The sequence below is a fragment of the Leifsonia sp. NPDC058230 genome, assembly GCF_042882245.1.
Taxonomy (GTDB): Bacteria; Actinomycetota; Actinomycetes; order Actinomycetales; family Microbacteriaceae; genus Leifsonia.
Window position 1 is genome coordinate 19,659 of record NZ_JBHVWM010000002.1, and the last position, 26,078, is coordinate 45,736.

Sequence of the window (26,078 nt, forward strand, 5' to 3'; positions counted from 1 at the left end):
GTTCAAGTCTAGATCGGTGCTAGACGTCACCCTCACGCTGCGCCATACGCGACTCGTCGAAGTCGAGCATCGACTGCGCCTTGGTCAGGATGCGCGACGAGTAGTTGCCGCGGCTGCGTGCCTCGAGCAGCGCCTCCCGTTCCGCATCGAGCACGAGCGAGCGCAGCGCACGGTACTGCAGGTGCGGGCCGACGGTCTCCTCCTCGGATTCGTCGAACTCGGCGCGCTCCCACTCGGCTTCCACACGCAGCAGGGTGTCCTTGCGCACCCGCTCCACGACGGCCTCGTCCACGTCCTGGCCATCGGCGAGCGGGATCTCCGGCTTCTCGAGTGCGGCAAGTCCCGCCTCGCTCAGCTCCTCCAGCAGGGTCGCGAGCTCGCGCCGATCGGCCACGGCATCCGAGCCGGACACCTTCAGCCACCGGATGAGCAGGGGCAGAGTGCCGCCCTGTCCCAGCAGTGTGACCACCGCGACGACGAACGCGATGAAGATCAGCTGGTAGGAGTACGGCGTCTCGCGGGGAATCGTCTGAGCCGCGGCCAGCGTGACGACCCCGCGCATCCCCGCCCAGGTGAGAACCGCGCCGCCTCGCCAGCCGATCGACGAGTCCTGCATGTCGGTGATGTCCGCCGAGCGCCGCTCGAGGTACCGCGTGACCCGGCTGAATCGGCGCTGGCCCTGCTCGGTCTCGGGCACCGGTCTCTCCTTCAACCGGTCGATGCCGTCGTCGAAGCGGCCCCGCAGTCCGGCAGCCCTGCGCTGGACGGAACGCAGCCGGAGCACGATCGGCACGATGAACAGACCGCGGATGAGCAGCAGGAGAAGGCACAACAGCAGGCCGAGCAGGATGCACCCCCACACGTCGTACCCGGCCGGATGGGACTCCACCCCCGCGATGATCGACTTCAGTTGGATGCCCATCAGCAGGAAGACGCCGTTCTCCAGCACGAACTGGGCCGTGCGCCAGTTCAACCGCTCAGCGATCCTCGCCTGGGCGCTGAACTTCCGCGCCGCATTGTGGCCGGTGTAGAGCCCGGCGACGACGACGGAGAGCACTCCGGATGCCTCCAAGCTCTCCGCAGGAATGTAGGCGATGAAGGGCACGGCGAACGACATCGCGGTCTCGAGAACAGGATCGTTGAGGCGGGAACGCACGAAGACCGTGACGACGCCGACGACGAGGCCGACAACGATGGCGATCACCACCGACAGGGCGAAGTGACCGACGACCTCCCCGATGTTCACCGTCGCGACCGTCGCGGCCGTCGCAGCCAGCGCCGACTTGAGCAGCACGAGGGCCGACGCGTCGTTCACGAGGCTCTCCCCCTCGAGGACGGTCACGAGCCGGCTGGGAAGGCCGAGACGCTTGGCCACCGCGGTGGCGGCGACCGCATCCGTCGGGCTCACCACCGCGCCCAGAGCGATGCCTGCCGCGAGATCGAGATCGGGGAACACCATGTACAGCACGAAGCCGATGATCAGCGCCGTCACGATCACGAGCACGACGGAGAGGGCAGAGATCACACCAAGATTCCGCCTGAAATCCATCAGGGGAACCTGGATCGCCGCGGCGTACAGCAGGGGCGGCAGCACGGCCGAGAGGATGACCCACGACGGCACCACGAAGTCCGAGGGCACGAGGGGCAGATACGAGATCGCGACGCCGAGCACCAGGAGGACGAGCGGTGCGGCGATTCCCAGCTGTTTCGAGAACGCTGAGACCACCACGAGCACGACGATCCCGATGACACCGATCAGCGCGAATTCCATCTTCAAACGCTATCGTGGCGCCACCACCGTGCCGGGCGACCGGGCCGACGAATCAGATGATCAGGTGATCAGCGGATCAGTACCAGCCGGAGGCCTGCGACTTCGCCCACGCGCCGCAGGGCGTCTGGTAGCGGCCCGTGATGTAACCGAGGCCCCAGGCGATCTGCGTGGCCGCGTTGGTCTGCCAGTCCGGACCGGCCGAAGCCATCTTGCTTCCGGGAAGCGCCTGCGGGATGCCGTACGCCCCACTGCCCGCGTTGTAGGCGTACACGTTCCAGTGGGATTCCTTGTTCCAGAGGGCGACCAGGCAGTTGTACTGGTCGTCGCCCCAGCCTCGAGCCTTGACGGCCGCGTAGCCCGCGGCCTGAGCCGAACCGGGATCAGGAGTGCCTGCCGCCGGTGCGCCGCCCGAAGCCTTCTTCGCAGCAGCCTTGGGTGCCGGCGGCACGATCACCGGCTTCGGCTTCTCTTTGACGCTCACGGCCTCGCGCGTGATGTCCATGGTGTACGAGCCCGGCGCGGTCAGCGACTGCACGGGGGCATCGCCGAAGCGGGAGGTGGTCTGCACCGTGTCCGCGTATGCCGGAGTCGCGGCCGAACCCGAATACGGATCGACGACATTGACGAGGGTGAAGCCGACCGCTGCGGTGAACGCGAAGCCCAGAAGCGTCGCCCTCGAGCGAACATGGGGTCGCCTGACGCCGACGCCGACCGGGTTGGTCGGAGACAGCGGGACAATCTCTGCTACGCGTCTACCCACGATCACAGAACCATAACGAACAATTCGCGAACTGCCAACACGGGCCCTCCACATTCAGCGAACAGCCAGCATCACATCCGTCACGCTGTCGAGCAGCAGATCGACCTGAAGCTCCTTGTATCCGCCGCGCTGCGGGCGGAACGTCGCCGTGCGAACCTCGTCGACACTCATCGGCTTCGCATCCTGGAAATAGCGCACCAGACGCGCTGCGAACCTGTCCACGTCGGCGCGATTGTAGCCGTAGGTGAAGACGCTCACCCGGTCGAAACGGTGGCCGAGCGGGCGGGCCAGGCGGTTCAGAATGACCTGCGCGGTCGTGCGAGCCTCCTCGAACCAGACCGTATCGCCCTTCTGCGCTCGCACGATCTCGCGCTCCCGCGCTGAGAAGGCGTCTTCGAGTCGCTCGAGCGCTGCATCCACATGGGTCGTCGAGTAGCCGCCCTTGTGCATCGCGAAGGCGGTGTGTCGGATGTCCGCGGCTGTGAGAGTGCCCGCAGCGGAAGGCTCGCCGTCATAGGCGCGGCGCGCGGTCTGCAGGAACTCGTCGACCTGCTCGGTGTCGTAGCCGAGCTTCGACTTTCGAGTAAGGGGGAAGGTGCTCACTCCCCCATTCTGTCATCCGAAGATGAGGAACAGCGCGTAAGCGGCCGCCGCCGACGGCAGGATCGAGTCGAGCCGGTCGAGGAAGCCCCCGTGCCCTGGCAGCCAGGAGCTCATGTCCTTGATACCGAGATCCCGCTTGATGAGGGATTCGGCCAGGTCACCCACGGTCGCCGTGAGCAGCACCACGAGCCCGAAGACGATGCCGAACCACCACTGCTCCCCGAGCATGAAGATCGCGAGGAGAACACCTGCCACCATGCTGACGAGGGCGGCGCCCGCGAAGCCCTCCCAGGTCTTCTTGGGGCTGATCGTCGGTGCCATCGGGTGCTTGCCGAACGAGAGCCCGCTGACGTACGCGCCCGTGTCCACCGCGACCACCAGGATGATGAACGCCAGCACCCACCACTCGCCACCGTCCTCGGCGAGCAGGAGCACGGCGAAACTCGCGAGCAGCACCACGTAGAGCTGCACGAGTGCCCCGGAGCCCAGGTCGCGAAGGAGCTGCACGCCACCGACCTTCACTGGTCGCACGGCCTCTTCGATCAGGCGCCAGACCCAGACGAGCAGGATGCCCCCGGCCAGCGAGACGAGCTGGCCGCCGGAATGGAAGTAGTACGCGGACGGCACGATCGCTACGGCGGCCACCACGGTGGGGACCCGCGGAACGAGCCGTCCCGCCCCGCGGAAAGCCTGGGTCAGTTCGAGTGCAGCGAAACCCGCCGCAGCGACGCCCACCAGCATGAACAGCTCTTTGACGAAGATGAGGCTGAAGAGCATGAGCAGACCGAAGGCCAGCCCGATCAGGATCGCGAGGATGAGGTTGCGCCCGGTGCGCGCCTCGATGCGCTCGTTGGTCGCATCCAGCTGCGCCTTGCGCGCCTGTACCTGGCGCTCCAGATCAGCCCGTGTGGCCTGCACTTGGGCCTTGAATTCAGCCTTGGAACCTGCCCGGCCCCGTTTCGGCTGTGCCGGGGTCTCCGGGTCGCCGGAACTCCCGTTGGTCATCGGTGTGCCTAGACCTCGAGGAGTTCGGCTTCCTTGCGCTTCAACGCGTCGTCGATGGCATCGACGTGCGAGCGGGTCACGTTCTCCAGCTCCTTCTCGCCGCGTGCGACATCGTCGTCTCCGACCTCGCTCTTGAGGGCGTCGAGGTCGTCCTTGGCCTTGCGGCGGATGTTGCGGATCGCGACCTTCGCGTCTTCGCCTTTGCCGCGCACGAGCTTGACGAATTCTTTGCGACGGTCCTCGGTCAGCTCGGGAAGGGTCACGCGCACGATGTCGCCGTCGTTGCCGACGTTGGCCGACAGGTTCGGCATGTTGACGATGGCCTTCTCGATCTCCTTCAGCGCCGACTTGTCGTACGGCGTGACGAGGAGCACCCGGGCTTCCGGATTCTGCAGTCCGGCGAGCTGCGCGAGAGGCGTGGGAGAGCCGTAGTAGTCCACGAGGACCTTCAGGAAAAGCGCCGGGTTGGCGCGGCCCGCGCTCACGGTGCTGAAGTCGTCCTTCGCCGCCTCCACGGTCTTGCTCATGCGCTCGGTGGCGTCGGAAATAACATCCGCGATCACGGTCTCTCCTTCAGTCGGTGAATCGGTGTCTAGTCTAGAGCCCGCGGCCTCCGCCGCCCTCTCGGCTAGCCGAGCAGGGTGCCGATCTCGGCACCGAGGATGGCCGCCGTGACATTACCGGCGGGCTCGATGCCGAAGATGCGCATCGGCATCCCGTTGTCCATGCAGAGGCTCAGCGCTGTGGAATCGACGGCCCGCAGGTTCTGCTGTAGGGCCTGCTGGTGGCTGATCTGATCGATCTTGCGCGCATCCGGGTTGGTGCGGGGGTCGTCGTCGTACATGCCGTCGACGCCGTTCTTGGCGACGAGCACCACATCCGCCTCGATCTCGAGCGCACGCTGGGCGGCGACGGTGTCGGTCGAGAAGTACGGGAGGCCTGCTCCGGCGCCGAAGATCACGACGCGCCCCTTCTCCAGGTGACGTTCGGCCCGACGCGGGATGTACGGCTCCGCCACCTGGGTCATGGCGATCGCCGACTGCACGCGCGTCTCGGCGCCGGCCTGCTCGAGGAAGTCCTGAAGGGCGAGCGCGTTCATCACCGTGCCGAGCATGCCCATGTAGTCTGCACGACCGCGGTCCATACCTCGCTGCGACAGCTCGGCGCCACGGAAGAAGTTGCCCCCGCCGACCACGATGGCGACCTCGACGTCCTGGGCGGCCTCGGCGATCTCGCGGGCGATGGAACTGACGACGTCGGGGTTCACGCCCAGCTGACCGCCACCGAAAGCCTCTCCGGAGAGTTTGAGAAGGACCCTGCGCCTCTTAGTAGATTCCGACATGCGTCACTGAGCCCTTCCGTTGGTGATCTCGTTCAAAGTTACTGGGTGCGTGCCCGACCGGCGAACCCGAAGTTCAGGGGCGCACAGAAAAGGAGTCCGGATCGTGGAAAACGATCCGGACTCCTTCATGAGGCTGTTAGGCGCCGACCTTGAAACGGGCGAAGCCCGAGATGGTGATGCCCGCATCCTTGACGACCTGGCTGATGCTCAGCTTGTTGTCTTTGGCGTAGTCCTGCTCGAGAAGAGCGACCTGCTTGAAGTAGGCACCGAGGCGACCCTCGATGATCTTCGGCAGGGCGGCCTCGGGCTTGCCCTCGTTGCGGGAGATCTCCTCGACGATGCGCCGTTCGTTCTCGACGGCGTCAGCCGGAACGTCCTCACGCGTGAGGTACTCCGGGTTGGCGAACGAGATGTGCTGCGCAATGCTGCGCGCGGTCTCCGCGTCGTCGCCGGCGTAGCCGAGAACGACACCGACCTGCGGGGGCAGGTCCTTGGAGGTCTTGTGCAGGTAGATCGCGAAGTGCTCGCCGGAGACGACGGCGATGCGGCGCAGCTCCACCTTCTCGCCGAGGATGGCGGCCTCGTCACCGATGAGCTCGGCGACGGTCTTGCTGCCGGCGGGAGCCGCGAGGCCCTCCTCGACCGTGGTGGCGCCCGCAGCGGTCACCGCGTCGAGCACCTTCTCGGAGAGGGCGATGAACTTGTCACCCTTGGCGACGAAGTCGGTCTCGCACGCGAGTTCGATCATCGTTGCAGTGGTGCTGTTCTCCTTGGCGGCGACGAGACCTTCGCTCGTGGAGCGGTCGGCGCGCTTGGCGTTGCCCTTCGCACCCTTCAGGCGCAGGATCTCGGTGGCCTTCTCGATGTCGCCATCGGCCTCCTCGAGCGCCTTCTTGGTGTCGACCATGCCCGTGCCGAGCTGCTCGCGCAGGGCCTTGATGTCAGCGATGCTGATGTTTGCCATGTTCGTCTAAGAACCTTCTGTCGAAATGTACGTTGTGTGAGCCGGGACTACTTGGCTTCGGTCTCAGCCTCGACGACAGCCTCGGTGGCGTCGTCGGTCGCGACCGCGGCAGCCTCGTCGGCGGCTTCGGTCTCGGCGATGGCTTCGGCGACGGTCTCGCCCTCGGCGACGACCTCGGCGGAATCCGCCTTGGCCTCGGCGAGGTCGGCGTCAGCGGCCTTCTCGGTCTCGGCGCTGGCCTGGAACTCTTCGCCGGAGGCACCCAGGAGCTCCTGCTCCCACTCGGCGAGCGGCTCGGCCGGCTCGGCGCCCTCTTCGGGCTTCTGGTGGCGCTGGATCAGGCCCTCGGCGGCGGCGTCTGCGACGATGCGCGTGAGCAGGCCGACGGAACGGATCGCGTCGTCGTTGCCCGGGATCGGGTACTGCACCTCATCGGGGTCGCAGTTGGTGTCGAGGATACCGATGACCGGGATGCCCAGCTTCTTGGCCTCGTCGATCGCGAGGTGCTCCTTTTTGGTGTCCACGACCCAGAGCGCACTCGGCGTCTTGGCGAGGTTGCGGATTCCGCCGAGCGACTTGTGCAGCTTGTCGAGCTCGCGCTTCTTGATGAGGAGTTCCTTCTTGGTGAAGCCACTCGTGGTGCCTTCGAAGTCGAGCTCCTCGAGCTCCTTCATGCGGGCGAGACGCTTCGACACCGTCTGGAAGTTGGTGAGGAGGCCACCGAGCCAGCGCTGGTTGACGTAGGGCTGGCCGACGCGGGTCGCCTGCTCGGCGATCGCGTTCTGGGCCTGCTTCTTCGTGCCGACGAAGAGGATGGTGCCGCCGTGGGCGACGGTCTCGCGGACGAACTCGTAGGTCTTGTCGATGTACGCGAGCGACTGCTGCAGGTCGATGATGTAGCTGCCCGAGCGCTCGGTGAGGATGAATCGCTTCATCTTCGGGTTCCAGCGACGGGTCTGGTGTCCGAAGTGGACGCCGCTGTCGAGCAGCTGGCGCATGGTTACAACGGCCATTTGCCGTTCTCCTTTTCTCGCATCCGTGAGCCTCGGCGCACGGATGCTGTTGCGGTTGACTGCGACGACCGGACGGCCGCCACTCCTGGTGCCCGGGACGCACATCCGCTCCCCGCTCCGCGACAGGATGACCTGCGAGAATTGTGAAGACCGATGGATGGCGTTAGCCCGAGTGGGCACGCGTAGTCACCCCGACGAGCGGAGTGCTGCAGTCATCCTATCAGGAACGCGGCTATGCCGAGTCTCCGGAGTGCACCCGGGCAGCGCGGGTCCTCCCCGAATTCGCGAACACCGATTCGGCGTTCTCGAGTGCCATTCCCTTGGTCTCCGGGATCTTGAAGAACACGAACAGGAAGGAGAGCAGGGCGAAGGCCGCGTACATCCCGTACGTGAAGGTCAATGAGAAGTCCGCCAGGGGCGGGAAACTGACCGTGACCAGGAAGTTCGCGATCCACTGCGCGGCTGCGGCGACACCGAGCGCCTTCGCACGGATCTTCGTCGGGAAGATCTCCCCCAGCAGCACCCACACGAGCGGGCCCCAGGATGCGCCGAAGCAGACGACGAAGAGGTTCGCAGCGATGAGCGCGATCGGCCCCCACCCGCCGGGCAGGCTCACGACACCGTTCTCCTTCTCCGCGAAGGAGAACGCCAGCGCCATCGTCGCGAGCGAGACCGCCATGCCGATCGAACCCGTCATCAGGATCGGACGACGCCCGACCCGGTCGACCAGGAGGATGGCCACGATCGTCACGAGCACGTTCGTCACCGAGGTGATCACTGTGATGAGGAGCGAGTTGCTCTCCGTGAAGCCGACCGCGCGCCACAGAGTGGTCGAGTAGTAGAAGATCACGTTGATCCCGACGAACTGCTGGAAGATCGACAGGATGATGCCGATCCAGACGATCGGTTTCAAACCGAACCGGTCGCCGCGCAGTGTCGCCTTGAGGCCTTCTTTGTCTTGGGCGATCGAGTCCTCGATGTCCTTGACCTGACGGTCGACATCGCTCTCCGGGACCAGCGTCTCGAAGATCTTGCGCGCTTCGTCGTGCTTGCCGATCGCCAGAAGATATCGCGGCGACTCGGGCAGCGTCAGCGCGATGATCCCGTAGACGATCGACGGGATCACACCGACGAGGAACATCCAGCGCCAGGCCTCGAGACCCAGCCAGAGCTCGTTGGAGGCGGAACCTGCGATACCGGCGAGGAGCGCGTCGGAGAGGAGCGCGACGAAGATACCGATCGTGATCGCGAGCTGCTGCAGCGACGCCAGTCCGCCGCGCGATTGCTTGGGCGCGATCTCGGCGATGTAGGCGGGAGCGACGACCGAGGCGATCCCGATCCCGAGGCCGCCGACGACACGCCAGAGTCCGAGGTCCCAGGCGGAGAACGCGAGCCCAGCACCGATGGAGCTCACGAAGAACATCACGGCACCGAGCAGCATGACTTTCAAACGACCCCAGCGGTCGGCGAGCCGCCCGGCGATGTAGGCGCCGACGGCGCAGCCGAGCAATGCGATCGCGACGATGAAACCGGTGACGAGGGCGTTCAGCGCGAAGTGCGTCTGGATCGAGTCGACGGCGCCGTTCACGACGGAGGAATCGAACCCGAAGAGGAAGCCGCCGACGGCGGCCGCGATGGCCAGCCCGACCACCTTGCGCCGCATCGCCCCGGTGGGTTGTGGAATGTTCTCTTGAGAGGAGGCGGAGGTGTTGCTCTGCTCGTCAGACATGAAGACCCCTTTTGCGCTCGTGTGCCGCTCCGAGTGTGCTCCTGGTGGGTGCCACGGACGACCGGCATTTCCAAGCTACTCCGCACCATCTTCCAGACAAGTCCCCGGATGCTCGCACATCGCAGCATCCGAGATCCCGTCTTGACGCGCCTTCTCCACACACCCTCGAGGAGGTGAGTTCTCCACCGGTTGCGCGACCGAACGCGCACCTGCGAGCGCCGCTCGGCAGGCTGGTGGTCGGATGAAGGGGGTGGTCGGTCGTGAGGACCAGGGCGCTGAAAGCGGTCGTGGCCGCGATGGTGACGGTGGCGGTTGTCACCCTCGGTTCGGGCGGGGTCTCCGCTGAACCGGTCGCCCTGGCGCAGACACCGCGGTGGGCCTGGCCGCTGCATCCGGTGTCGGTCGTTCGCGGGTTCGAGGCTCCCCCGACACCGTATGCGGCCGGTCATCGCGGGCTCGACCTCGCGGCAGGATCCGGTACGCCGGTGTACGCGCCCGCGGATGGGATCGTGTACTTCGTCGGGACCGTGGTGGACCGCCCGGTGGTGACGCTCGATCACGGCGGCGGTGTGCTCTCGAGCTACGAGCCGGTTGCGGGGGCCGGCTCGCGCGCCTCTGCGCTGGAGGTCGGGGCGACCGTTCCTGCCGGTGAGTCCATCGGTGTGGTTGCATCCGGTGGGCATTGCGATGCGCGCTGCCTGCACGTCGGGGTCAGGATCGACGGGGCGTATGTTTCGCCCTTGCTGTTCTTCGACCGGATACCTCGGGCGGTGCTCCTCCCCCTGCAGCGCGCGGTCGCGAGCACAGGGGGTCCGGCTCACGCACGGGGGTGGGCAATCCGGTAGCTCTCTTTCAGCCGCTCGGTCGATACATGCGTGTAGATCTGGGTGGTACCGAGGCTCGCGTGCCCGAGCAGCTCCTGCACGGCCCGCAGGTCGGCGCCGCCGTCGAGCAGGTGGGTCGCGGCCGTGTGGCGGAGAGCGTGCGGGCCGGCGGGTCCGCCACCGGGTATCTCGACGAGGAGTCCCGCCACCAGGTCGTACACGGCGCGGGTCCCGAGCCTTCCGCCGCGTGCACCGAGGAAGAGCGCCGGGCCGGAGCCCGGGACGGCCAGCGCTCGGCGGGCGGTTCCGATGTAGCCGACCAGCGCATTCCGTGCGGGAACACCGAATGGCACGACGCGCTCCTTCGACCCTTTTCCGAGCACCCGCACAGTGAGGCGCTCCAGGTCGACATCGTCCACGTCGAGCCCGGTCAATTCCGACACCCGGATGCCGGACGCGTACAGGAGCTCGATCACGGCCTGATCTCGCACGGCGCCCGGTTCCCCGTCGGCCGCCTGGGCCGCCAGGGCGTCGAGCATCCCCGCCATCTGGGAGCGGTTCACCACCCGGGGCAGCGTCTTGTCGGGTTTCGGGGAGCGCAGCCGCAGGGCAGGATCGACTGCTTCATTTCCGGTCCGGGTGAGCCAGGCGGTGAATCCGCGGGCGGAGGCCGAACGCCTTGCGAGGGTGGCCTTCGAGCGGCCTTCCTGGGCGGCGGTCCAGAGCCAGTCTCGGAGGAGGTCGAGGGTGATGTCGGACGTAGTGTGCTTGTCGCGTCCCCTGGCGAACCCGGCCAACGCCTGCAGGTCGGACCGGTAGGCGCGCACGGTTTGCGCCGAATACCCCCGTTCGACCGCGAGGTGCACGGTGTAGTCCTCGATCGCGCGCTCAAGCTCCACCTGTCTAGGCTCCCCCGTCCGTCGGCGTTTCCGCGGAGCGACGCACCCAACCGTGCGCGGACGCCGTCACCGCTCTCGCTGCGGCGGCGCCTTGATCCAGCCTGCCTCACGTTCGCTGGCCAGCGATTCGACGTCGAGCAGCCCGAGCGTGGAGATCGCGTCGCGCTCGGACATGCCCGCTCGTGTCGCCACCTCCCGCACCGTCCGCGGCGTGCGAGGACTCAGCGCGTCGAGCACCCGGAGGCGCACGCCGTCGACCGACCCGGCCCCGGCGACGTCCCCGAGAGGCTCGGCGATGCCTGTCAATTCAGCCATCTCGGCCGCAGAGGTGACGCAAGCAGCGCCGTATTCCTGAATCAGCCGGTGGCAGCCTGCTGACGCCGGCGAGGTGACCGGGCCGGGAACGGCACCGAGCGGACGGCCGATCGCTGCAGCGTGCCCGGCAGTGTTCAGCGATCCCGACCGGCGGCCGGCTTCGACGACGACCGTCGCGCGGCTCGCCGCTGCGATCAGTCGATTCCGCTGGAGGAAGCGCCATTTCGTCGGCGAGGAACCACACGGGAGTTCACCGACCAGGAGACCGTGTTCTGCGATCCTGGTGAGGAGGGCCGTGTGCCCTGCCGGGTAGAGGCGGTCCACCCCGCCGGCGAGGAACGCAATGGTCGTCTGATCGCTGGCCAGCGCGGCGCGGTGCGCCGCCCCGTCGATTCCGTAGGCGCCGCCGGACACGACGGCGAAGCCACGGTCGGCGAGGCCGGCAGCTGACTCCATCGCAACGTGCTCACCGTATCCGGTGGCCGCCCGAGCGCCGACGAGCGCAATGGATCGATCGCACGCAGTCAGCGACTCGACTCGGCCTCGCACCCACAGACCGATCGGGGCACCTTCGCCGAGGTCTCCGAATCCAGTCGGCCAGAGTTCGTCGTCGGGGATCACGAACACCGCCCCCACGTTGGCGGCCGCTTCGAGGGACCGGACGGATGCTCGCAGTGAGAGGCGCGGCAGCCACCGTTCGAGCGCCTCGTCGAGTCGGGTGACGGGGCCGACCTCCTCTGTCGGCGGTGCGACGTCACGAGGACCCCGAGCACGGGACCGACCCCCGAGCACGGCCGCCGCGCCCTCATCGATCTCAGCGACGGTCCGGAGGATGCGGTCGGTCGCCCACCGCTCCACGATCGCCGTCAGCGCGGTCGATGCCCCGAGAGTGGCGATCACCAGGGCCGCGTCCGTGTCGCCAGGCTCGACGAGTGTGGAGAGGGCCGCGGTCGCGAAGCGATTCGTCAGCCCGGTCGCATCCGAGAGGTCGACCCCCAGGGCGGGCGGAGTGACCGGCGCGAGAATGCGATGGAGCTCGCGATTGTCGAGCTCCAACAGGCGGGTCATGCGATACCCCGGCGCAGGAAGAGTGCCGCCCCGAGATGATGCGACGTCGGGGCGGCTGCGGTATCGAGATCCGCGAGCGTCCAGGCGAGCCTCAGTGTGCGGTCGTAGCCGCGCATCGTCAGTGCGCCGCGTTCGAGCGCGCGGTCGAGAGCGGCCGTCGCCGTCGGGGGAAGCCGACGGCCGCGAGCACGCATCCAGCTTCCTGGCACATCCGCATTGCGCGTCCAGGATGTGCCTGCCAGTCGCTCGGCCGCCACCGCACGGGCATGCACGACCTGATTGCGCAACCCGATGCTGCTCCGTGAAGGAGCGGAGGCCCCTCCCGCTTCGGGAGCACTCTCGGTGCTGTCGGCGCTGTCCGCTGTCGCACGCAGCGCTGCGAGGCCCAGCCGTCGCACGGTCAGACGGATGTCGATCCGGTCGAGCAATGGACCGGACAGCTTCGCCAGGTAGCGTCGGCGCACGATCGGCGTGCAGGTGCATTCCTCGTCCGGTGAGCCGTACAGCCCGCACGGGCACGGATTCGCTGCGAGCACGAGCTGGAACCGCGCCGGGAACACGGCGGTACCGACCATCCGGTGAATCGTGATCGATCCGGATTCGAGTGGCTGGCGCAGCGCATCGAGCACGCCCGCGCGGAACTCGGCTGCCTCGTCGAGTAGGAGGACACCGTGCGAGGCACGAACGATCGCTCCCGGAACGATGCGACTCGTTCCCCCGCTCACCAGCGAAGCGGGCGATGCGGTGTGGTGCGGTGCCTCGAAGGGCGGTCTGCGCACGAGCTCACGACCGATTCCGCCACCGGCGAGCGAACGGATCGAACTCACCTCGAGTGCCTGCTGGTCGGTCAGGTCGGGGAGGATGCTCGGCAGGCGGGCGGCGAGCATCGTCTTGCCTGCTCCGGGCGGCCCGATCATCGAGACATGATGGCCTCCGGCGGCAGCGACGACGAGCGCATCGACGACCTCGTCGTTGCCGATCACCTCGGTCATGTCCAGTTCGGACGCGGGCTCGGATGGGCCCTCCGAGGCGACGACCACGGCCGGCTCCACCGACTCGACGGGCTCGAGATCGCTGCCGTGCCAGATCGCGGCTTCACGAAGCGAGGCAACGCCCGTCACCTCGATCCCATCGACGAGCGCTGCCTCGTCGCGATTCGCCGCCGGCACCATCACCCGCTCGAATCCAGCGGCCCGAGCGGCGACGACTGACGGAAGAATGCCCGGCACCGGGCGCAACCTCCCATCGAGTCCCAGCTCGCCGAGATGCACCACTCGCGCCGTCGACTCCCCCGAGACGTCTCCCGCGGCAGCCAGTGCCGCAATCGCAATGGCGAGATCGAACGCCGAGCCCTGCTTGCGCAGAGCCGCCGGCGACAGGTTGATCGTGAGCTTGCGCTGCGTGAGCGGGCAACCGGCGTTCACAGCCGCAGCGACCACTCGCTTGCGCGATTCTCCGAGAGCAGTGTCTGGCAACCCGATCAGTACGAACATCGGCAGACCCGCGGCGATGTCGGCCTCGACTTCGACGAGTTCGCCCCGGATCCCGTTCAATGCGATCGCGTACGTGCGCCCGAGCGTCATCAGGCGATTCCGCTCACGTGCTCGACCTGCGGTGCTGCGCTCCACGCATCCACGACCGCGACCGCGTCCACGCGGATTCCGCCCGTGCCCGGCTCGTTCTGCCGGCACCACTCCGCGGCGAGCTGTCGCAATCGCCGAGTCTTCTGCGGAGTGATCGCTTCAAACGGATGGCCGTAGGCCACCGATGTGCGCGTCTTCACCTCCGCGAACACGGTCATCTCGCCGTGCGTGAGCACCAGATCGAGTTCACCGATGCGGCAACGCCAATTGCGCTCCACGATCGTGTACCCGTGCTGTTCGAACCACCGTGCCGCTACGTCTTCGCCGCGCCTGCCGAGCTCGTCTTTCGCTGCCATTTTCTGCCTCCCGAACCCAGCTTCGGGGGCGGGAGACGGTGGCGGCCGATGCGCACGACATCGGTGGAGAACTCAACCGGGCGGATGCTTGTGGAGGAGCTACTCGTCGAGTGCGAGTTCCTTCGGAAGCTCGAACTCCTTGCTGGAGAGCTCCTCGATGTTGACGTCCTTGAACGTCAGCACGCGCACAGACTTCACGAAGCGATCGGAACGATAGACATCCCAGACCCAGACGTCGTTCATCGTCAACTCGAAGTAGAAGTCGTGCTCGGTGTCCCGGCGCACGAACTCCACCTCGTTGGCGAGGTAGAACCGCCGCTCGGTCTCGATCACATACTTGAACTGCGAGACGACGTCCCGATACTCGCGGTACAAAGCCAACTCGACCTCGCGGTCGTAGTCGTCGAACTCGTCATCATCCATCGTCCGTCAAGTCTATGCCGGACTGTGCCTTATGTTGGCATGGCGAGCGTCGCTGCCTCTTTGAGCCAGGTCAGGCGGTGCAGCGAGCTCGGCCCGAGCTCGGCGATGGCATCGAAATGCTCCCGGCTCGAGTAACCCTTGTTCGTCACCCAGCCGTATCCGGGGTAGTCGGCATCGTGCGCGATCATCATGCGATCGCGATGCACCTTTGCAATGACGGATGCTGCGGCGACGGATGCGCAATCCCTGTCGGCCTTGATCCGCGTGACCACGCGGGCGGGCCGGTACAGTGCCGGGTTGAGGTAGTCGTAGTTGCCGTCGAGAATGAGCGTGCTCGTCGAAACGTCGACCCCGCCCGCTTCCAGCAGAGCGAGAGCGCGCGCGCCGGCGAGACCCAGGCAGCGCATGATCCCGAGCGAGTCGACCTCGGCCGCAGAGGCCAGACCGACGGCGGAGTGCAGGACCCACTTGCGACAGAGCGGCTCGAGCGCCTCACGCGTCGGCTCGGGGAGCAGCTTGGAGTCACGGAGCCCGGTGGGCATCCGTTTCACCGCGGTGTCGATCATCACCATCCCGACGGCGACCGGACCGGCGAGAGCGCCACGGCCCACCTCGTCGCAGGCGATGATCGAGGTGACGCCGTCGCGGTACAAGGACTTCTCGAACCGGAGCGTCGGGCTGATCGGCGTCATCACTTGCCGTCCTCCACTCCTTGGAAAACCTCGGGATAATTGTCGAGCCACGCCCAGCGGGGGATGGGCCAGCTGATCACGAACGCACGCCCGACGACGTGATCGATCGGCACGAAACCCTTGCCCGGCAGGTTCTGGTTGCGCGACGAGTCTTGCGAGTTGTAACGATTATCGCCCATCACCCAGAGTTCGCCCGCAGGCACGGTCACATCGAAATCCACGGTCGCTGCCTTGGTCTGGCCCGGCGGGACGAGGATGTACGGCTCCTTGAGGGGAGTGCCGTTCACCGAGATCTGCCCGAGCGCATTGCAGCAGGTGACGTGGTCCCCCGGCAGACCGATGACCCGCTTGATGAGGTGGTCGTTGCTGTCGGCGGCCGACAGCCCGATGAAGGTGAGGGCCGAATCGATCGCGGCGGCGATCGGATTTCGGGTGCTCGGAGGCTCCGGCGGCAACCAGCCGCCCGGGTCCCGGAACACGACGACGTCGCCGTGGCTGATCGGGACCAGACCGGGCTCCAGCTCGTTCACGACGATCCGGTCGTTGATCTGAAGCGTGTTCTCCATCGACGCCGAGGGAATGTAGAACGACCGCACCACGAAGGTCTTGATGAGGAAGGAGACGAGGACGGCCACCACGAAGATGATGAGGATGTCCCGCACGAAGAGTTTCGTGCTGCGACGTCTGCCGCGTCTCTCCCTCGCCACGCGGTCGGACCGGGTGGGCGCAGATTCTTCCGTCATTTAACCGCCTGAGCTCCCGGTCCAGTGTAGAGGACCGGGAGCTCAGGAACGGCTCTGTCAGAGCCGCGCGTCGAGGCGTCGCGCCGAAGCGCGAGGCTCTAGGAGCGCTTCTCTTTGATCTTCGCCTTCTTGCCACGCAGCTCGCGAAGGTAGTACAGCTTCGCGCGACGCACGTCGCCGCGGGTGACGACCTCGATGTGGTCGATGACGGGCGAGTGCACCGGGAAGGTACGCTCGACGCCGACCTGGAAGCTGACCTTGCGAACCGTGAAGGTCTCGCGGACGCCTTCGCCCGAGCGGCCGATGACGACGCCCTGGAAGACCTGGATACGAGAGCGGGTTCCCTCGATGATGTTGACGTGAACCTTGACGGTGTCTCCGGCGCGGAAGGCCGGGATGTCCTGCTTCAGTGAAGCAGCATCCACCTGGTCGAGAATATGCATTGCTCGTTCGCTCTCTGTACCCGCCACAGGTCGAGGACGGACTTTGGGGACTTCTGTCGCGCGGCATTCCGCGCCGGCAGAGTCCGGGTTATCGGTTAAGGGGCGTCCGCGCGAATTGCTGGCTCCCCTGTGGCAGAGCCTGGCCGCGGCACAAACAACAATTCTGCCATGAACCAGGGGCGTTTGCCAAAGTGCCGCCTACGGGATCAGTGGTCGTCGCGGCGTTCCTCGATGACGATGTACTCGCCGCCATCGGTGAATCCGGCCGGCGGACGATTGACCTGCTGCTGTTGCGCGGCACGCTCGTAGGCCTCGAACGTCTGCTTGACGCGCATCCGAGCCTCGGTGACGAGCTCCCAGAGCGAGACCCAGAACGCCGCCAGGCCGAGGAGGATGCCGAGGACGGCGAGCCAGCCGGTGGCACCGGGGAGGAAGCATCCGAAGACGACGATCGCCGCGTGCCAGGCCGTGAGCAGGCCGACGTCGTACCAGGACACCGCCTTGGCGTCGCGCACTGTCTTGCGGGCCGAGATGATGCCGCCGACGGCGACCAACGCGAGGAACAGGATCGGGCAGAGCACGAGCAGGCCGACGAACGCCCAGCCGCTCGGGTGGAAGACGGCCCAGCCGATCAGCAACCAGACGGGCAGGACGACGGCGGACGGGAAGAGCCACCAATAGAACGCCTTGCGGATGAACACGCGACCAGCGTATCCGCGCTCGGCTGTGCGGCGGCTGCGGGTTCGCCCTGGGCGTGAAAAACTGTTCTGGACACCAGAGGAGATTGCGTGATCGAACTGAGAACCCCTGCCGAGATCGAGCAGATGCGCCCGGCGGGACGATTCGTGGCGGATGTGCTGCGCCAGACGGCCGCGGCGGCGAAGGTAGGTACGAACCTGCTGGAGCTCGACAGGATCGCTCACGACCTCATCCGTGCGGCCGGCGCCGAATCGAGCTACCTCGACTACCACCCGTCGTTCGGCGCGAGCCCGTTCGGCAAGGTCATCTGCACCTCGGTCAACGATGCGGTGCTGCACGGCCTTCCGCACGACTACCGTCTGCGCGACGGGGACCTGCTCAGCCTGGACTTCGCGGCCGGCGTCGACGGGTGGGTGGCCGACTCCGCTGTCAGCATCGTCGTCGGCGAGGCGCGCGACGAAGACCTGCGGCTCATCGAGACGACGCGCCGTGCGCTCACGGCCGGCATCGAAGCGGCGCAGCCCGGCGGCAAGATCGGCGACATCTCGGCTGCGATCGCCGCGGTCGCACACGCGGAGGGCTACTCGATCAACACGCAGTTCGGCGGCCACGGGGTCGGGCGCACCATGCACGGTGACCCGCACGTTCCGAATGACGGCAGGGCAGGCCGGGGCTACCCCCTCCGCCCCGGTCTCGTGATCGCGATCGAGCCGTGGTTCCTCGCGACGACCGACCAGATCTTCACCGACCCCGACGGCTGGACCCTCCGTAGTGCCGACGGCTCGCGCGGCGCCCACTCCGAGCACACCATCGCGATCACCGAATCCGGCCCGATCGTCTTGACCACCCTCGACTGACCCGCGCCTGCAGCGCGACGCAATCGAGTCCAGCCGAAGGCCCCTTTCGCCGGAGTGTATGGCGGAATTTCGGCTGTACTCGATTGCGTTCGGGCGCAGCAGCGCGGCGCGAGCGCCTTCAGGCAGGGGGCAGGAGGTCCGGGCGCACGCGGGCGGTGCGGTCGAGTTGCTGCTGGCGGCGCCAGGCGGCGATCGCGCCGTGGTTGCCGGAGACCAGGATCGGAGGCACCTCACGCTCGCGCCAGACGGCCGGCTTGGTGTAGCTCGGATATTCGAGCAGGCCGTCCTCATGAGACTCCTGCACCAGACTCTCCGGGTTGCCCACGACGCCGGGGATCAGCCGGCCGATCGCCTCGATCATGGCCATCGTCGCGACCTCTCCCCCGTTGAGCACGTAGTCGCCGATACTCATGAGACGAACGCGGGCGCGGGATGCGGTGTCGTCGAAGACGCGCTGGTCGATGCCCTCGTAGCGCCCGCATCCGAAGACCAGGTGCTGTTCCCCGGAGAGCTCCCTGGCAGTCGCCTGCGTGAAGACCTCGCCCGCGGGCGACGGGAAGATGACGAGCGGGTCGCCCGGACTCTGCTCCAGGATGCCGTCGAGCGACTCCCCCCACGGCTCCGGCTTCATGACCATGCCCGCCCCGCCGCCGTACGGCGTGTCGTCGACAGTGCGGTGCCGGTCGTGGGCGTGGTCGCGAAGATCGTGCACGCCGAGTTCGATGATCCCGGACTGGCGCGCCCGGCCGAGCAGAGAGATGTCGAGCACATCGAAGAACTCGGGGAAGATCGTCACGATGTCGATGCGCATGACTGGAATTCTATGGGCGGCGTTCGTCTCAGACGGTCACGGCGTCGGCCGGCACCACCTCGAGTTCGCGATCGCGCGGCACCAAGGGCGTGGCGATGGCCGGGCACAGCGCGACGGCTGCGAAAGCGAACGGATAGCCGACCAGGGTGATCAGCCCACCTACAGCCGGCCCGACGATCGACGCCGCCAGGAACTGCCCGGTGTTCTGCGCTCCGAGCGCACGGCCCGACCAGAACGGCCCGGCGATCTCGGCGACCGACGTGTACGCGAGTCCGTTGTCGGCGACTGTGACGATGGCGGCGACGATCAGGATCACCGCGGCCCAGACAGCACCGAGCGAAGATGCGGCGGCCATCGACAGCATGACGGCGATCGCGGCGATGGACACCCAGCGCAGCGGGAGCAGGTGGCTGCCGACGCGGTCGCTCAGCACGCCGACGCCGATCCGGCCCAGCGCCCCCGCGAACTGGCTCACGCCGATCACCACACCGGCCGCGAGGGAGGAGAAGTGCAGCTGCGTCACCAGCCAGACCAGCCCGAACGTCGACACGGTGAACTGCGGTATCACGAGCAGCATCGACACACCGTGGATGCGCCACAGCAGCGATGTCTCGCGGTACGGCCGCCACAGTGCCTGGGGGTGCGCATCCGCGCCCTCCGCCTGGCGCGGTGGTCTCGGTGGGTCGACGATCCACACGGCGCAGAGCACTGCCGAGACCGCACAAAGGACCGTAGGCACGACAAGAGCGGCCGCAATCCCGCCCGAGGCGGCGAGCTGAGGCACGGTCAGTGCGGCGATGGCCACGCCCAGCGGCTGGCACATCTGGCGGATGCCCATCGCCAGCCCTCGGCGTTCCTTCGGGAACCAGCCGATCACGACCCGGCCGCTTGCAGCGTTGGGACTGGCCGACGCCATGCCGCCGATCAGGAACAGCGCACCCAGGCTGACGTAGTCGCTCGCGAACATGGCGGCGAAACCCGCCGCAGCGGTGATGGCGAGACCGGATGCGATGACCCACCGCTCCCCGATCCGGTCGCTGAGAGCCCCCCAAGCGATGAGGGTGATGACGAGCCCGAGGGTCGGTGCGGACGCGAGCAGGCCCGCCTGAGCAAGCGAGAGACCCCGCTCGGTGTGGAGCAGCGGGATGAGGAACGCGGGAGTACTCACGAAGACCGTCGCGCTCGCCTGGGCGACCACGCCGAAGCTCAGCATCAACCAGGGCCGGGGCGTTCGCGTTAGAGTAGCTCTCACGCGGTATACCTTAGCGGTATACCCGTTTGGTATACCAATTCGAAGGACCACCGTGGCCGAACAATCGCATGTCTACGATCGCCTGCGCGGTCAGATCCTCGACCTCGACAGGACGCCGGGCGCGCGGCTCACCGAGCGCGGCCTCGAGACCGAGCTCGGAGCATCCCGAACCCCGCTGCGCGCGGCGCTCATGCGCCTGGAGGCCGACGGCCTGGTCGAGCGCGACGGCCGTGCCTGGCAGGTCTCCCCCATCGACCTCGGCGAGATCTCGCGGCTCAGCGAGTTGCGGGATGCGGTCGAGACAGCCGGCGCACGTCTCAGCTGCGCGCGGGCGAGCGACGAGGACGTGGCAGCACTGCGAGGCCGGCTCGGCGCGTTCCAGGTGGATGCCCCGCGCGAGCAGAGCGTCAGCGCGGGAACGCATTTCCACGTCGAGCTGGCGAGCCTGTCGGGAAACCACTTCTTCGCTGACGCCGTCGACTCGGCCATGACACGCCTGGCGCGGACGCGTTGGCTCGAAGTACGCACGGAGCAGGCGAAGCGCACGGCGTGGGAGGAGCACCGCGAGATCGTGGAGCTCATCGCCAGGCGGGATGCGGACGCCGCAGCCGACTGCATCCACCGGCACATCGTGGCCACCCACGAGCGGCTTCTCGCCGCCCTGGATGCGGACACGCGATCGCTCCGCGCGAGAGGCCTCGCGATCGTCAGCTGACCACCGCGAAAGCGAAGAGCCCCGACCGGATGGGCGGGGCTCTTCGTCTGTCGTCTATCGCGCGGGCGTCTCGTCGCCGTCCGCCGACCCGGACTGCGGCTCGGGCTCGGGCTCGGGTTCGGTCTGCGGCTCACCGTCGCTCTCCGCGACGGGCTCGTCGTCATCGTCGTCGGGCAGCTCCTCGAACAGTCCGATCGGGGGCGTCAGTGTCAGTGTTCCGGCGGCCAGATCGACCTCCGGCACGATCGCCTTGACGAACGGCACGAGAACCTCGCCGTCTGCGGTCTTGATCGCCAGCAGGTCCTGTGCGGGCAGGTGATCGACGCGGGCGACCAGGCCCACCTTGACCCCGTCGCGCACGGCGTCCAAGCCGACCAGCTGGTGGTCGTACCAGGCGTCCTCCTCTTCGGGGAGCTGTTTCGGATCCTGACTGACCCAGAGGATCGCCTTGATCAGGGTCTCCGCCTCCGAGCGGTCGTCGACGCCCTTGAAGAAGCCGACCGCGTGCGCGTTGTACCAGCGCAGCTCGGTCAGCTCGAGCGTCTTGCCGTGCCACTTCGAAGCGGTCGGCACCTGCAAGGTGAAGACCGCACCCGGAACGAATCGCTTCTCCGGCTCGTCGGTGTAGAGCTCCACCTTGATGGCGCCCTTGAGACCGTGCGCCTTGACCAGCCGGCCGACGCGGAGCTGGGTCTGATCGGACCGTGGACCGTCAGCCGGGGGAAGCTTGTGGTCGGCCACCTCAGTCGTCGGTGTCGACGACGTCGACGCGAACGCGACGCCCGTCGGCCAGCGCGGCGACGAGCGTGCGCAGCGCCTTGGCGGTGCGACCGGCTCGGCCGATGACCCGGCCGAGGTCCTCGGGGTTCACACGAACCTCGAGGACCTCGCCGCGGGGCGAACTCTTTGCAACGACGTGCACGTCGTCGGGATGATCCACGATCCCCTTGACGAGGTGCGCCAGTGCGGGTGCGAGCAAGGCTATGCCTTCTCGCCGTCGGAAGCGGCTTCGGTGATCTCTTCGGCGGCGTCGACGACCTCGGCCTCAGCAGCTTCTTCGGCCTCGACCTCTGCCTCGACGACGGCCTCTGCCTCAGCAGCGACCTCGGCCGGCTTCTCGGCCTTGGGCTTCAAAACCGGCTTCTTCTTCTCGTCGACCTGGAACTCAGCCTTGGCTTCCTTGGTCTTGACGGTGCTGACGGCGTTCTTGTCGCCCTTGAACTTGCCCCAGTCGCCCGTGAGCTTGAGCAGCGCGAGAACCTGCTCGCTCGGCTGGGCGCCGACGCCGAGCCAGTACTGAGCACGCTCCGAGTCGACCTGGATGACCGAGGGCTCCTCGGTCGGGTGGTAGAGGCCGATCTCTTCGATGACGCGACCGTCGCGCTTGGTGCGCGAGTCGGCGACGACGATGCGGTAGTACGGAGCGCGGATCTTGCCGAGGCGCTTCAGACGGATTTTGACAGCCACAATTCTCCTGTGTTGTATGAGGTGTTTGACGAACTGACTGCCGTGAGCGTGGGGGCACACTCGGCAGGAGGTCTAAGGGTTTCCGTGCGAACCTGATTAGAGGGTCGGGCAAGCATGGAACTCAACTAGCTATTCTGTCAGATATCGCCGCCCTTGAATAATCGGATGAACGGGGACGACCAGCATGCAGATCGAATTCGCGGAATCCGAGCGCTCGACCGTCGGTGTCGAGTGGGAACTCGCACTCGTCGACGGATCGACCGGCGACCTCGTGAACATCGCCGCCGACGTCCTGCGCGAGCTCGGCACTCCCGACGGCCGCGAACATCCTCAGATCACCCACGAATTGCTGCAGAACACCATCGAGCTCGTCAGCCGGGTGCATCACACGGTCCCGGCGGCCATCACCGATCTGCGCGAGCTCATCGGCCTGGTGCGCGCGGTGACCGATCCGCTCGGCGTCGAGCTCATGTGCGCGGGCACGCATCCATTCGCTCAGTGGTACGACCAGCGAATCACGCCGAACGAGCGATACGACCGGCTGCTCGACCGCACGCAGTGGTGGGGACGGCAGATGATGATCTGGGGCATCCACGTCCACGTCGGGATCGACGACCGGGACAAGGCTCTTCCGATCGTCAACGGCCTGCTCACCTACTACCCGCACCTGCAGGCGCTGAGCGCCTCCAGTCCCTACTGGGGTGGCGCGAGGACGGGATACGCGTCGAACCGGGCCCTGATGTTCCAGCAGCTCCCGACCGCAGGTCTCCCCTGGCAGTTCGGCAGCTGGGCGAACTACGAGGAGTACGTGCAGGATCTGGTGACCACCGGCGTCGTCACCGACCACTCCGAGGTGCGCTGGGACATCCGCCCGTCCCCGAAGTGGGGAACCGTCGAGATGCGGGCGTGCGACGGTCTGTCGACGGCGGACGAGGTCGGCGCCGTCGCCGCGATCATCCACTGCCTGACCGACCGGATGTCCGGGCAGCTCGACGACGGAGTGGAGCCGGTCACCCTGCAGCCCTGGTTCGTGCGGGAGAACAAGTGGCGCGCCGCCCGCTACGGGCTCGATGCCGAGATCATCGTCGCGCCGGACGGCAAGGAGCGCCTCGTCTCGGATGCACTGTGCGACCTCGTCGTCGACCTCTCGCCGGTGGCCGAACGACTCGGCTGCCTGGCCGAGCTCGAGACCGTCGACGCCATCCTGAAAGCGGGGGCGAGCTACCAGCGGCAGCTCGTTGTCGCCGAAGCGAACGGGGGAAGCCTGCAGGCGGTCGTCAGCTCGCTCACCCACGAACTGCGCGACGGACTGCCTCGGTGAGCTGGGCGGCGCGGAGCGTCCCTCCGCCGTCCGCCTCGCGGACCCCCGAGACACACCTGTCTGTCCACAGCGTTCACGCAGTTTCACGGGTCTACTCTCAGCTCGTGCGCACGACGACCCGAAGTCTCCGCCTGGCGGCCCTCATCGCGGCGGCCGTGGCGGCAGCGCTCCTCACCGGATGCTCGTCGGCCCCCGTCCAGCGGCCCGTGGCCGGCGTGGATACGCCGGTCGCCGCCCCGGCACCGGAACATCAAATCCTGGCCGTCGCCATCGGCGATTCCATCGCCTTCGGCAAGGGGGTGCTGCCCGACGAGGCCTGGCCCGCGCGCGTCGCCGCCGACCACCACTGGAAGCTGACCGACCTGGCAGTCTCCGGCTCCGGGTTCGTCAAACCGGGCTGGAACGGAACGACGTATCAGCAACAGGTCGACCGTGCTCTGACGCTGAAGCCCGACTGCATCCTCATCGCCGCCACGCGCAACGACCGCGATCAGAACCCGGCGCTGGTGAAGCAGAAGAGCAGTGAGATGCTCGACACTCTCCGCGAGGCCTTCCCGAAAGCGCGGATCATCGGCATCACCGCTGTCTGGGGCTCGGATGAGCCGCCGGCGACGATGGAGCGCGTCAACGAGATCGTGCGCGCGTCCGTGACCGCCGTCGACGGCACGTTCCTCGACATCGGCTTTCCGCTCGTCGGTCACACCGCCTGGCTACAGGCGGATCAGATCCACCCCAACGCATCCGGGCAGGAAGTGGTCGCCAAGACCATCGAGGAGAAGCTGGCGCCGCTGAACCTCGCGCTCTAGCGGCCGAGGAACTTCTGGAGCGATGCCAGCTCTTCTGCCGAAGGACCGCCGGGCTTACCGCCCTGGGCTCCCAGACCGAAGCCCGAACCCGCTGCGGCGCCCGTCGGCTTGACGCCCGATGCCAGAGCCGCGTTCTCGGCGGCGCGCTTGGCCGGGTTGCCAGACTTGGAGCCCTTCTTCTTGGGCTGCTGCTTGCCGCGGCCGCCACTGAATCCGGCACCCGGGATCGGACCCATGCCGGGAACGTTCGGAACGCCGCCCTTGGCGACGGTCTTCATCATCTTGGCGGCCTGCTCGAAGCGGTTCACGAGCTGGTTCACCTCGGTGACCGTGGTTCCGGAGCCCCTCGCGATGCGCAGACGGCGCGAACCGTTGAGCAGCTTGGGCGTGGTGCGCTCGGTCTTCGTCATCGACTGGATGATCGCCTCGGTGCGCACGATCTCCTTCTCGTCGAAGTTGTCGAGCTGCTGCTTCATCGCGCCCGCACCCGGGAGCATCCCCATCATCTTCTTGATGGAGCCCATGTTGCGCAGCTGCTGCATCTGCTTGAGGAAGTCGTCGAGAGTGAACGTGTCGGTCGCGAACTTCTCGGCGACCTTGCGCGCCTCGTCTTCGTCGAAGGCCTCCTGCGCCTGCTCGATCAGGGTGAGGATGTCACCCAGGTCGAGGATGCGGCTGGCCATGCGATCGGGGTGGAACGGCTCGAAATCGTCGAGACCCTCACCCGTCGACGCGAAGATGATCGGACGACCAGTGACTGAGGCGACCGACAGGGCGGCACCGCCACGTGCGTCGCCGTCGAGCTTCGAGAGCACGACGCCCGTGAAATCGACGCCGTCTTGGAAGGCCTTGGCCGTGGCGACCGCGTCTTGACCGATCATGGCGTCGATGACGAAGAGCACCTCGTCGGGGTCGACGGCCTTGCGGATGTCGCCGGCCTGCTTCATGAGCTCCGCGTCGACGCCGAGACGGCCGGCCGTGTCGACGATGACCGTGTCGTACTGCTTGGTCTCGGCGAACTTCAGGGCGTCTTTGGCGACCTTGACCGGATTGCCGACGCCGTTTCCGGGCTCGGGGGCGAAGACCGGCACGCCGGCCTGCTCGCCGACGATCTGCAGCTGCGTGACCGCGTTGGGTCGCTGGAGGTCGGCCGCGACGAGAACAGGGGTGTGCCCGTCTTTGACCAGCCACTTGGCCAGCTTGCCGGCGAGCGTCGTCTTGCCTGCACCCTGGAGGCCGGCGAGCATGATCACCGTCGGCGGCTTCTTGGCGAACTGCAGACGACGCTGCTGGCCGCCCAGAATGGCCACGAGCTCCTCGTTGACGATCTGCACGACCTGCTGAGCGGGGTTGAGCGCCTTGTTGACCTCGTCGCTCAGGGCGCGTTCGCGCACCTTGCCGGTGAAGTCCTTGACCACGTCGAGCGCGACGTCGGCGTCGAGGAGGGCGCGCCGGATCTCGCGCACCGTGCCGTCGACATCGGCCGCCGAGAGCTTGCCCTTGGTGCGGAGGTTCTTGAAGGTATCTGCCAGACGGTCAGACAGCGTTCCGAAAGTAGCCATGATCGACCCAGTTTAACGGGCGGATGCTGTGAGCTCGCGCGATTTCGCGCCCGGC

At 67.1% G+C, this 26,078-nt stretch carries 28 protein-coding genes and 1 pseudogene; 5 read left to right on the forward strand and 24 right to left on the reverse strand.

Annotated elements, in window-relative coordinates; translation table 11 throughout:
* Nucleotides 1-19: 19 nt before the first annotated feature.
* The 9 genes and pseudogenes from ACFVV0_RS05665 to ACFVV0_RS05705 form a co-directional block, all read right to left on the reverse strand.
* Nucleotides 20-1,771, reverse strand: a complete 1,752-nt coding sequence (locus ACFVV0_RS05665) for a cation:proton antiporter (RefSeq protein WP_387059549.1) — start codon at nt 1,769-1,771, stop codon at nt 20-22.
* A gap of 76 nt (nt 1,772-1,847) precedes the next feature.
* On the reverse strand, nt 1,848-2,531 hold the full coding sequence (locus ACFVV0_RS05670; RefSeq protein ID WP_387059552.1) for a lytic transglycosylase domain-containing protein: 684 nt from the start codon (nt 2,529-2,531) through the stop codon (nt 1,848-1,850).
* Nucleotides 2,532-2,585: 54 nt separating this feature from the next.
* Entirely contained in the window at nt 2,586-3,134 is a 549-nt protein-coding gene (locus ACFVV0_RS05675) for a DivIVA domain-containing protein (protein WP_387059555.1), read from the reverse strand.
* A gap of 12 nt (nt 3,135-3,146) precedes the next feature.
* Nucleotides 3,147-4,139, reverse strand: coding sequence for a phosphatidate cytidylyltransferase (locus ACFVV0_RS05680; RefSeq protein ID WP_387059558.1), 993 nt, complete (start codon nt 4,137-4,139; stop codon nt 3,147-3,149).
* A gap of 8 nt (nt 4,140-4,147) precedes the next feature.
* The gene (frr, locus tag ACFVV0_RS05685) at nt 4,148-4,702 is read right to left on the reverse strand and encodes a ribosome recycling factor (protein WP_387059561.1); all 555 of its coding nucleotides are present in this window, start codon (nt 4,700-4,702) and stop codon (nt 4,148-4,150) included.
* A 65-nt stretch (nt 4,703-4,767) separates the two neighbouring features.
* Entirely contained in the window at nt 4,768-5,481 is a 714-nt protein-coding gene (pyrH, locus tag ACFVV0_RS05690) for a UMP kinase (RefSeq protein WP_387059564.1), read from the reverse strand.
* 136 nt (nt 5,482-5,617) lie between these two features.
* Complete coding sequence (tsf, locus tag ACFVV0_RS05695) at nt 5,618-6,445, reverse strand: translation elongation factor Ts (protein WP_387059567.1); 828 nt, start codon at nt 6,443-6,445, stop codon at nt 5,618-5,620.
* Between the two features lie 47 nt (nt 6,446-6,492).
* Nucleotides 6,493-7,458 (reverse strand): 30S ribosomal protein S2, encoded by a 966-nt coding sequence (gene rpsB, locus ACFVV0_RS05700; RefSeq protein ID WP_387059570.1) that lies wholly within the window; start codon nt 7,456-7,458, stop codon nt 6,493-6,495.
* A 232-nt stretch (nt 7,459-7,690) separates the two neighbouring features.
* Nucleotides 7,691-9,205 (reverse strand): annotated as a pseudogene (locus tag ACFVV0_RS05705) (sugar porter family MFS transporter); the annotation flags it as partial.
* 242 nt (nt 9,206-9,447) lie between these two features.
* Between ACFVV0_RS05705 and ACFVV0_RS05710 the strand changes: the two are divergent.
* The gene (locus ACFVV0_RS05710; RefSeq protein WP_387059573.1) at nt 9,448-10,032 is read left to right on the forward strand and encodes a murein hydrolase activator EnvC family protein; all 585 of its coding nucleotides are present in this window, start codon (nt 9,448-9,450) and stop codon (nt 10,030-10,032) included.
* Here ACFVV0_RS05710 and ACFVV0_RS05715 read toward each other — a convergent pair.
* The 9 genes from ACFVV0_RS05715 to ACFVV0_RS05755 all read right to left on the reverse strand — a co-directional run bounded on the left by ACFVV0_RS05715 (nt 10,005) and on the right by ACFVV0_RS05755 (nt 17,234).
* On the reverse strand, nt 10,005-10,910 hold the full coding sequence (locus ACFVV0_RS05715) for a tyrosine recombinase XerC (protein ID WP_387059576.1): 906 nt from the start codon (nt 10,908-10,910) through the stop codon (nt 10,005-10,007). The two genes, ACFVV0_RS05710 and ACFVV0_RS05715, sit on opposite strands and share 28 nt — an antisense overlap.
* A gap of 66 nt (nt 10,911-10,976) precedes the next feature.
* A complete protein-coding gene (gene dprA, locus ACFVV0_RS05720; RefSeq protein ID WP_387059579.1) occupies nt 10,977-12,293 on the reverse strand; it encodes a DNA-processing protein DprA in 1,317 nt (438 codons plus the stop codon).
* Nucleotides 12,290-13,876 carry a YifB family Mg chelatase-like AAA ATPase gene (locus tag ACFVV0_RS05725; protein ID WP_387059582.1) on the reverse strand — a complete coding sequence of 529 codons (1,587 nt, stop codon included), beginning with the start codon at nt 13,874-13,876 and terminating at the stop codon, nt 12,290-12,292. The genes dprA and ACFVV0_RS05725 overlap by 4 nt, the downstream gene beginning before the upstream one ends.
* Nucleotides 13,876-14,232: a YraN family protein gene (locus ACFVV0_RS05730; protein WP_387059585.1), complete on the reverse strand. Its 357-nt coding sequence runs from the start codon at nt 14,230-14,232 to the stop codon at nt 13,876-13,878. Before ACFVV0_RS05730 ends, ACFVV0_RS05725 begins: the two co-directional genes overlap by 1 nt.
* A 99-nt stretch (nt 14,233-14,331) precedes the next feature.
* The gene (locus tag ACFVV0_RS05735) at nt 14,332-14,655 is read right to left on the reverse strand and encodes a DUF2469 family protein (RefSeq protein ID WP_387059588.1); all 324 of its coding nucleotides are present in this window, start codon (nt 14,653-14,655) and stop codon (nt 14,332-14,334) included.
* Between the two features lie 29 nt (nt 14,656-14,684).
* Complete coding sequence (locus ACFVV0_RS05740) at nt 14,685-15,347, reverse strand: ribonuclease HII (RefSeq protein ID WP_387059591.1); 663 nt, start codon at nt 15,345-15,347, stop codon at nt 14,685-14,687.
* On the reverse strand, nt 15,347-16,090 hold the full coding sequence (gene lepB, locus ACFVV0_RS05745; protein WP_387059593.1) for a signal peptidase I: 744 nt from the start codon (nt 16,088-16,090) through the stop codon (nt 15,347-15,349). The genes ACFVV0_RS05740 and lepB overlap by 1 nt, the downstream gene beginning before the upstream one ends.
* A gap of 98 nt (nt 16,091-16,188) precedes the next feature.
* Nucleotides 16,189-16,533: a 50S ribosomal protein L19 gene (gene rplS / locus ACFVV0_RS05750; protein ID WP_387059595.1), complete on the reverse strand. Its 345-nt coding sequence runs from the start codon at nt 16,531-16,533 to the stop codon at nt 16,189-16,191.
* A 206-nt stretch (nt 16,534-16,739) separates the two neighbouring features.
* Complete coding sequence (locus ACFVV0_RS05755) at nt 16,740-17,234, reverse strand: hypothetical protein (protein ID WP_387059598.1); 495 nt, start codon at nt 17,232-17,234, stop codon at nt 16,740-16,742.
* A gap of 87 nt (nt 17,235-17,321) precedes the next feature.
* Here ACFVV0_RS05755 and map point away from each other — a divergent pair, with 87 nt between their 5' ends.
* Nucleotides 17,322-18,089, forward strand: coding sequence for a type I methionyl aminopeptidase (map, locus tag ACFVV0_RS05760; protein ID WP_387059601.1), 768 nt, complete (start codon nt 17,322-17,324; stop codon nt 18,087-18,089).
* 118 nt (nt 18,090-18,207) lie between these two features.
* Here map and trmD read toward each other — a convergent pair whose 3' ends face one another.
* Nucleotides 18,208-18,900 (reverse strand): tRNA (guanosine(37)-N1)-methyltransferase TrmD, encoded by a 693-nt coding sequence (gene trmD, locus ACFVV0_RS05765; RefSeq protein ID WP_387059604.1) that lies wholly within the window; start codon nt 18,898-18,900, stop codon nt 18,208-18,210.
* Between the two features lie 28 nt (nt 18,901-18,928).
* The gene (locus tag ACFVV0_RS05770) at nt 18,929-20,113 is read right to left on the reverse strand and encodes an MFS transporter (protein WP_387061714.1); all 1,185 of its coding nucleotides are present in this window, start codon (nt 20,111-20,113) and stop codon (nt 18,929-18,931) included.
* A gap of 91 nt (nt 20,114-20,204) precedes the next feature.
* On the opposite strand from ACFVV0_RS05770, the gene ACFVV0_RS05775 reads away from it, so the two are divergent.
* Nucleotides 20,205-20,867, forward strand: coding sequence for a GntR family transcriptional regulator (locus ACFVV0_RS05775; protein WP_387059610.1), 663 nt, complete (start codon nt 20,205-20,207; stop codon nt 20,865-20,867).
* 54 nt (nt 20,868-20,921) lie between these two features.
* Here the strand turns inward: ACFVV0_RS05775 and rimM are convergent, their stop codons facing one another.
* The 3 genes from rimM to rpsP are packed head-to-tail and all read right to left on the reverse strand — an operon-like array spanning nt 20,922 to nt 22,334.
* Nucleotides 20,922-21,608: a ribosome maturation factor RimM gene (rimM, locus tag ACFVV0_RS05780; RefSeq protein WP_387059613.1), complete on the reverse strand. Its 687-nt coding sequence runs from the start codon at nt 21,606-21,608 to the stop codon at nt 20,922-20,924.
* 1 nt (nt 21,609) lies between these two features.
* The gene (locus tag ACFVV0_RS05785) at nt 21,610-21,846 is read right to left on the reverse strand and encodes an RNA-binding protein (protein WP_223690251.1); all 237 of its coding nucleotides are present in this window, start codon (nt 21,844-21,846) and stop codon (nt 21,610-21,612) included.
* Between the two features lie 2 nt (nt 21,847-21,848).
* Nucleotides 21,849-22,334 carry a 30S ribosomal protein S16 gene (rpsP, locus tag ACFVV0_RS05790; RefSeq protein WP_387059616.1) on the reverse strand — a complete coding sequence of 162 codons (486 nt, stop codon included), beginning with the start codon at nt 22,332-22,334 and terminating at the stop codon, nt 21,849-21,851.
* A gap of 184 nt (nt 22,335-22,518) precedes the next feature.
* Between rpsP and ACFVV0_RS05795 the strand changes: the two genes are divergently transcribed.
* Together ACFVV0_RS05795 and ACFVV0_RS05800 are read left to right on the forward strand one after the other, a co-directional pair.
* On the forward strand, nt 22,519-23,655 hold the full coding sequence (locus ACFVV0_RS05795; RefSeq protein WP_387059619.1) for a glutamate--cysteine ligase: 1,137 nt from the start codon (nt 22,519-22,521) through the stop codon (nt 23,653-23,655).
* A gap of 104 nt (nt 23,656-23,759) precedes the next feature.
* Complete coding sequence (locus tag ACFVV0_RS05800) at nt 23,760-24,461, forward strand: SGNH/GDSL hydrolase family protein (protein WP_387059622.1); 702 nt, start codon at nt 23,760-23,762, stop codon at nt 24,459-24,461.
* Here ACFVV0_RS05800 and ffh read toward each other — a convergent pair.
* Entirely contained in the window at nt 24,458-26,023 is a 1,566-nt protein-coding gene (gene ffh / locus ACFVV0_RS05805) for a signal recognition particle protein (protein WP_387059625.1), read from the reverse strand. The two genes, ACFVV0_RS05800 and ffh, sit on opposite strands and share 4 nt — an antisense overlap.
* Nucleotides 26,024-26,078 lie beyond the last annotated feature (55 nt).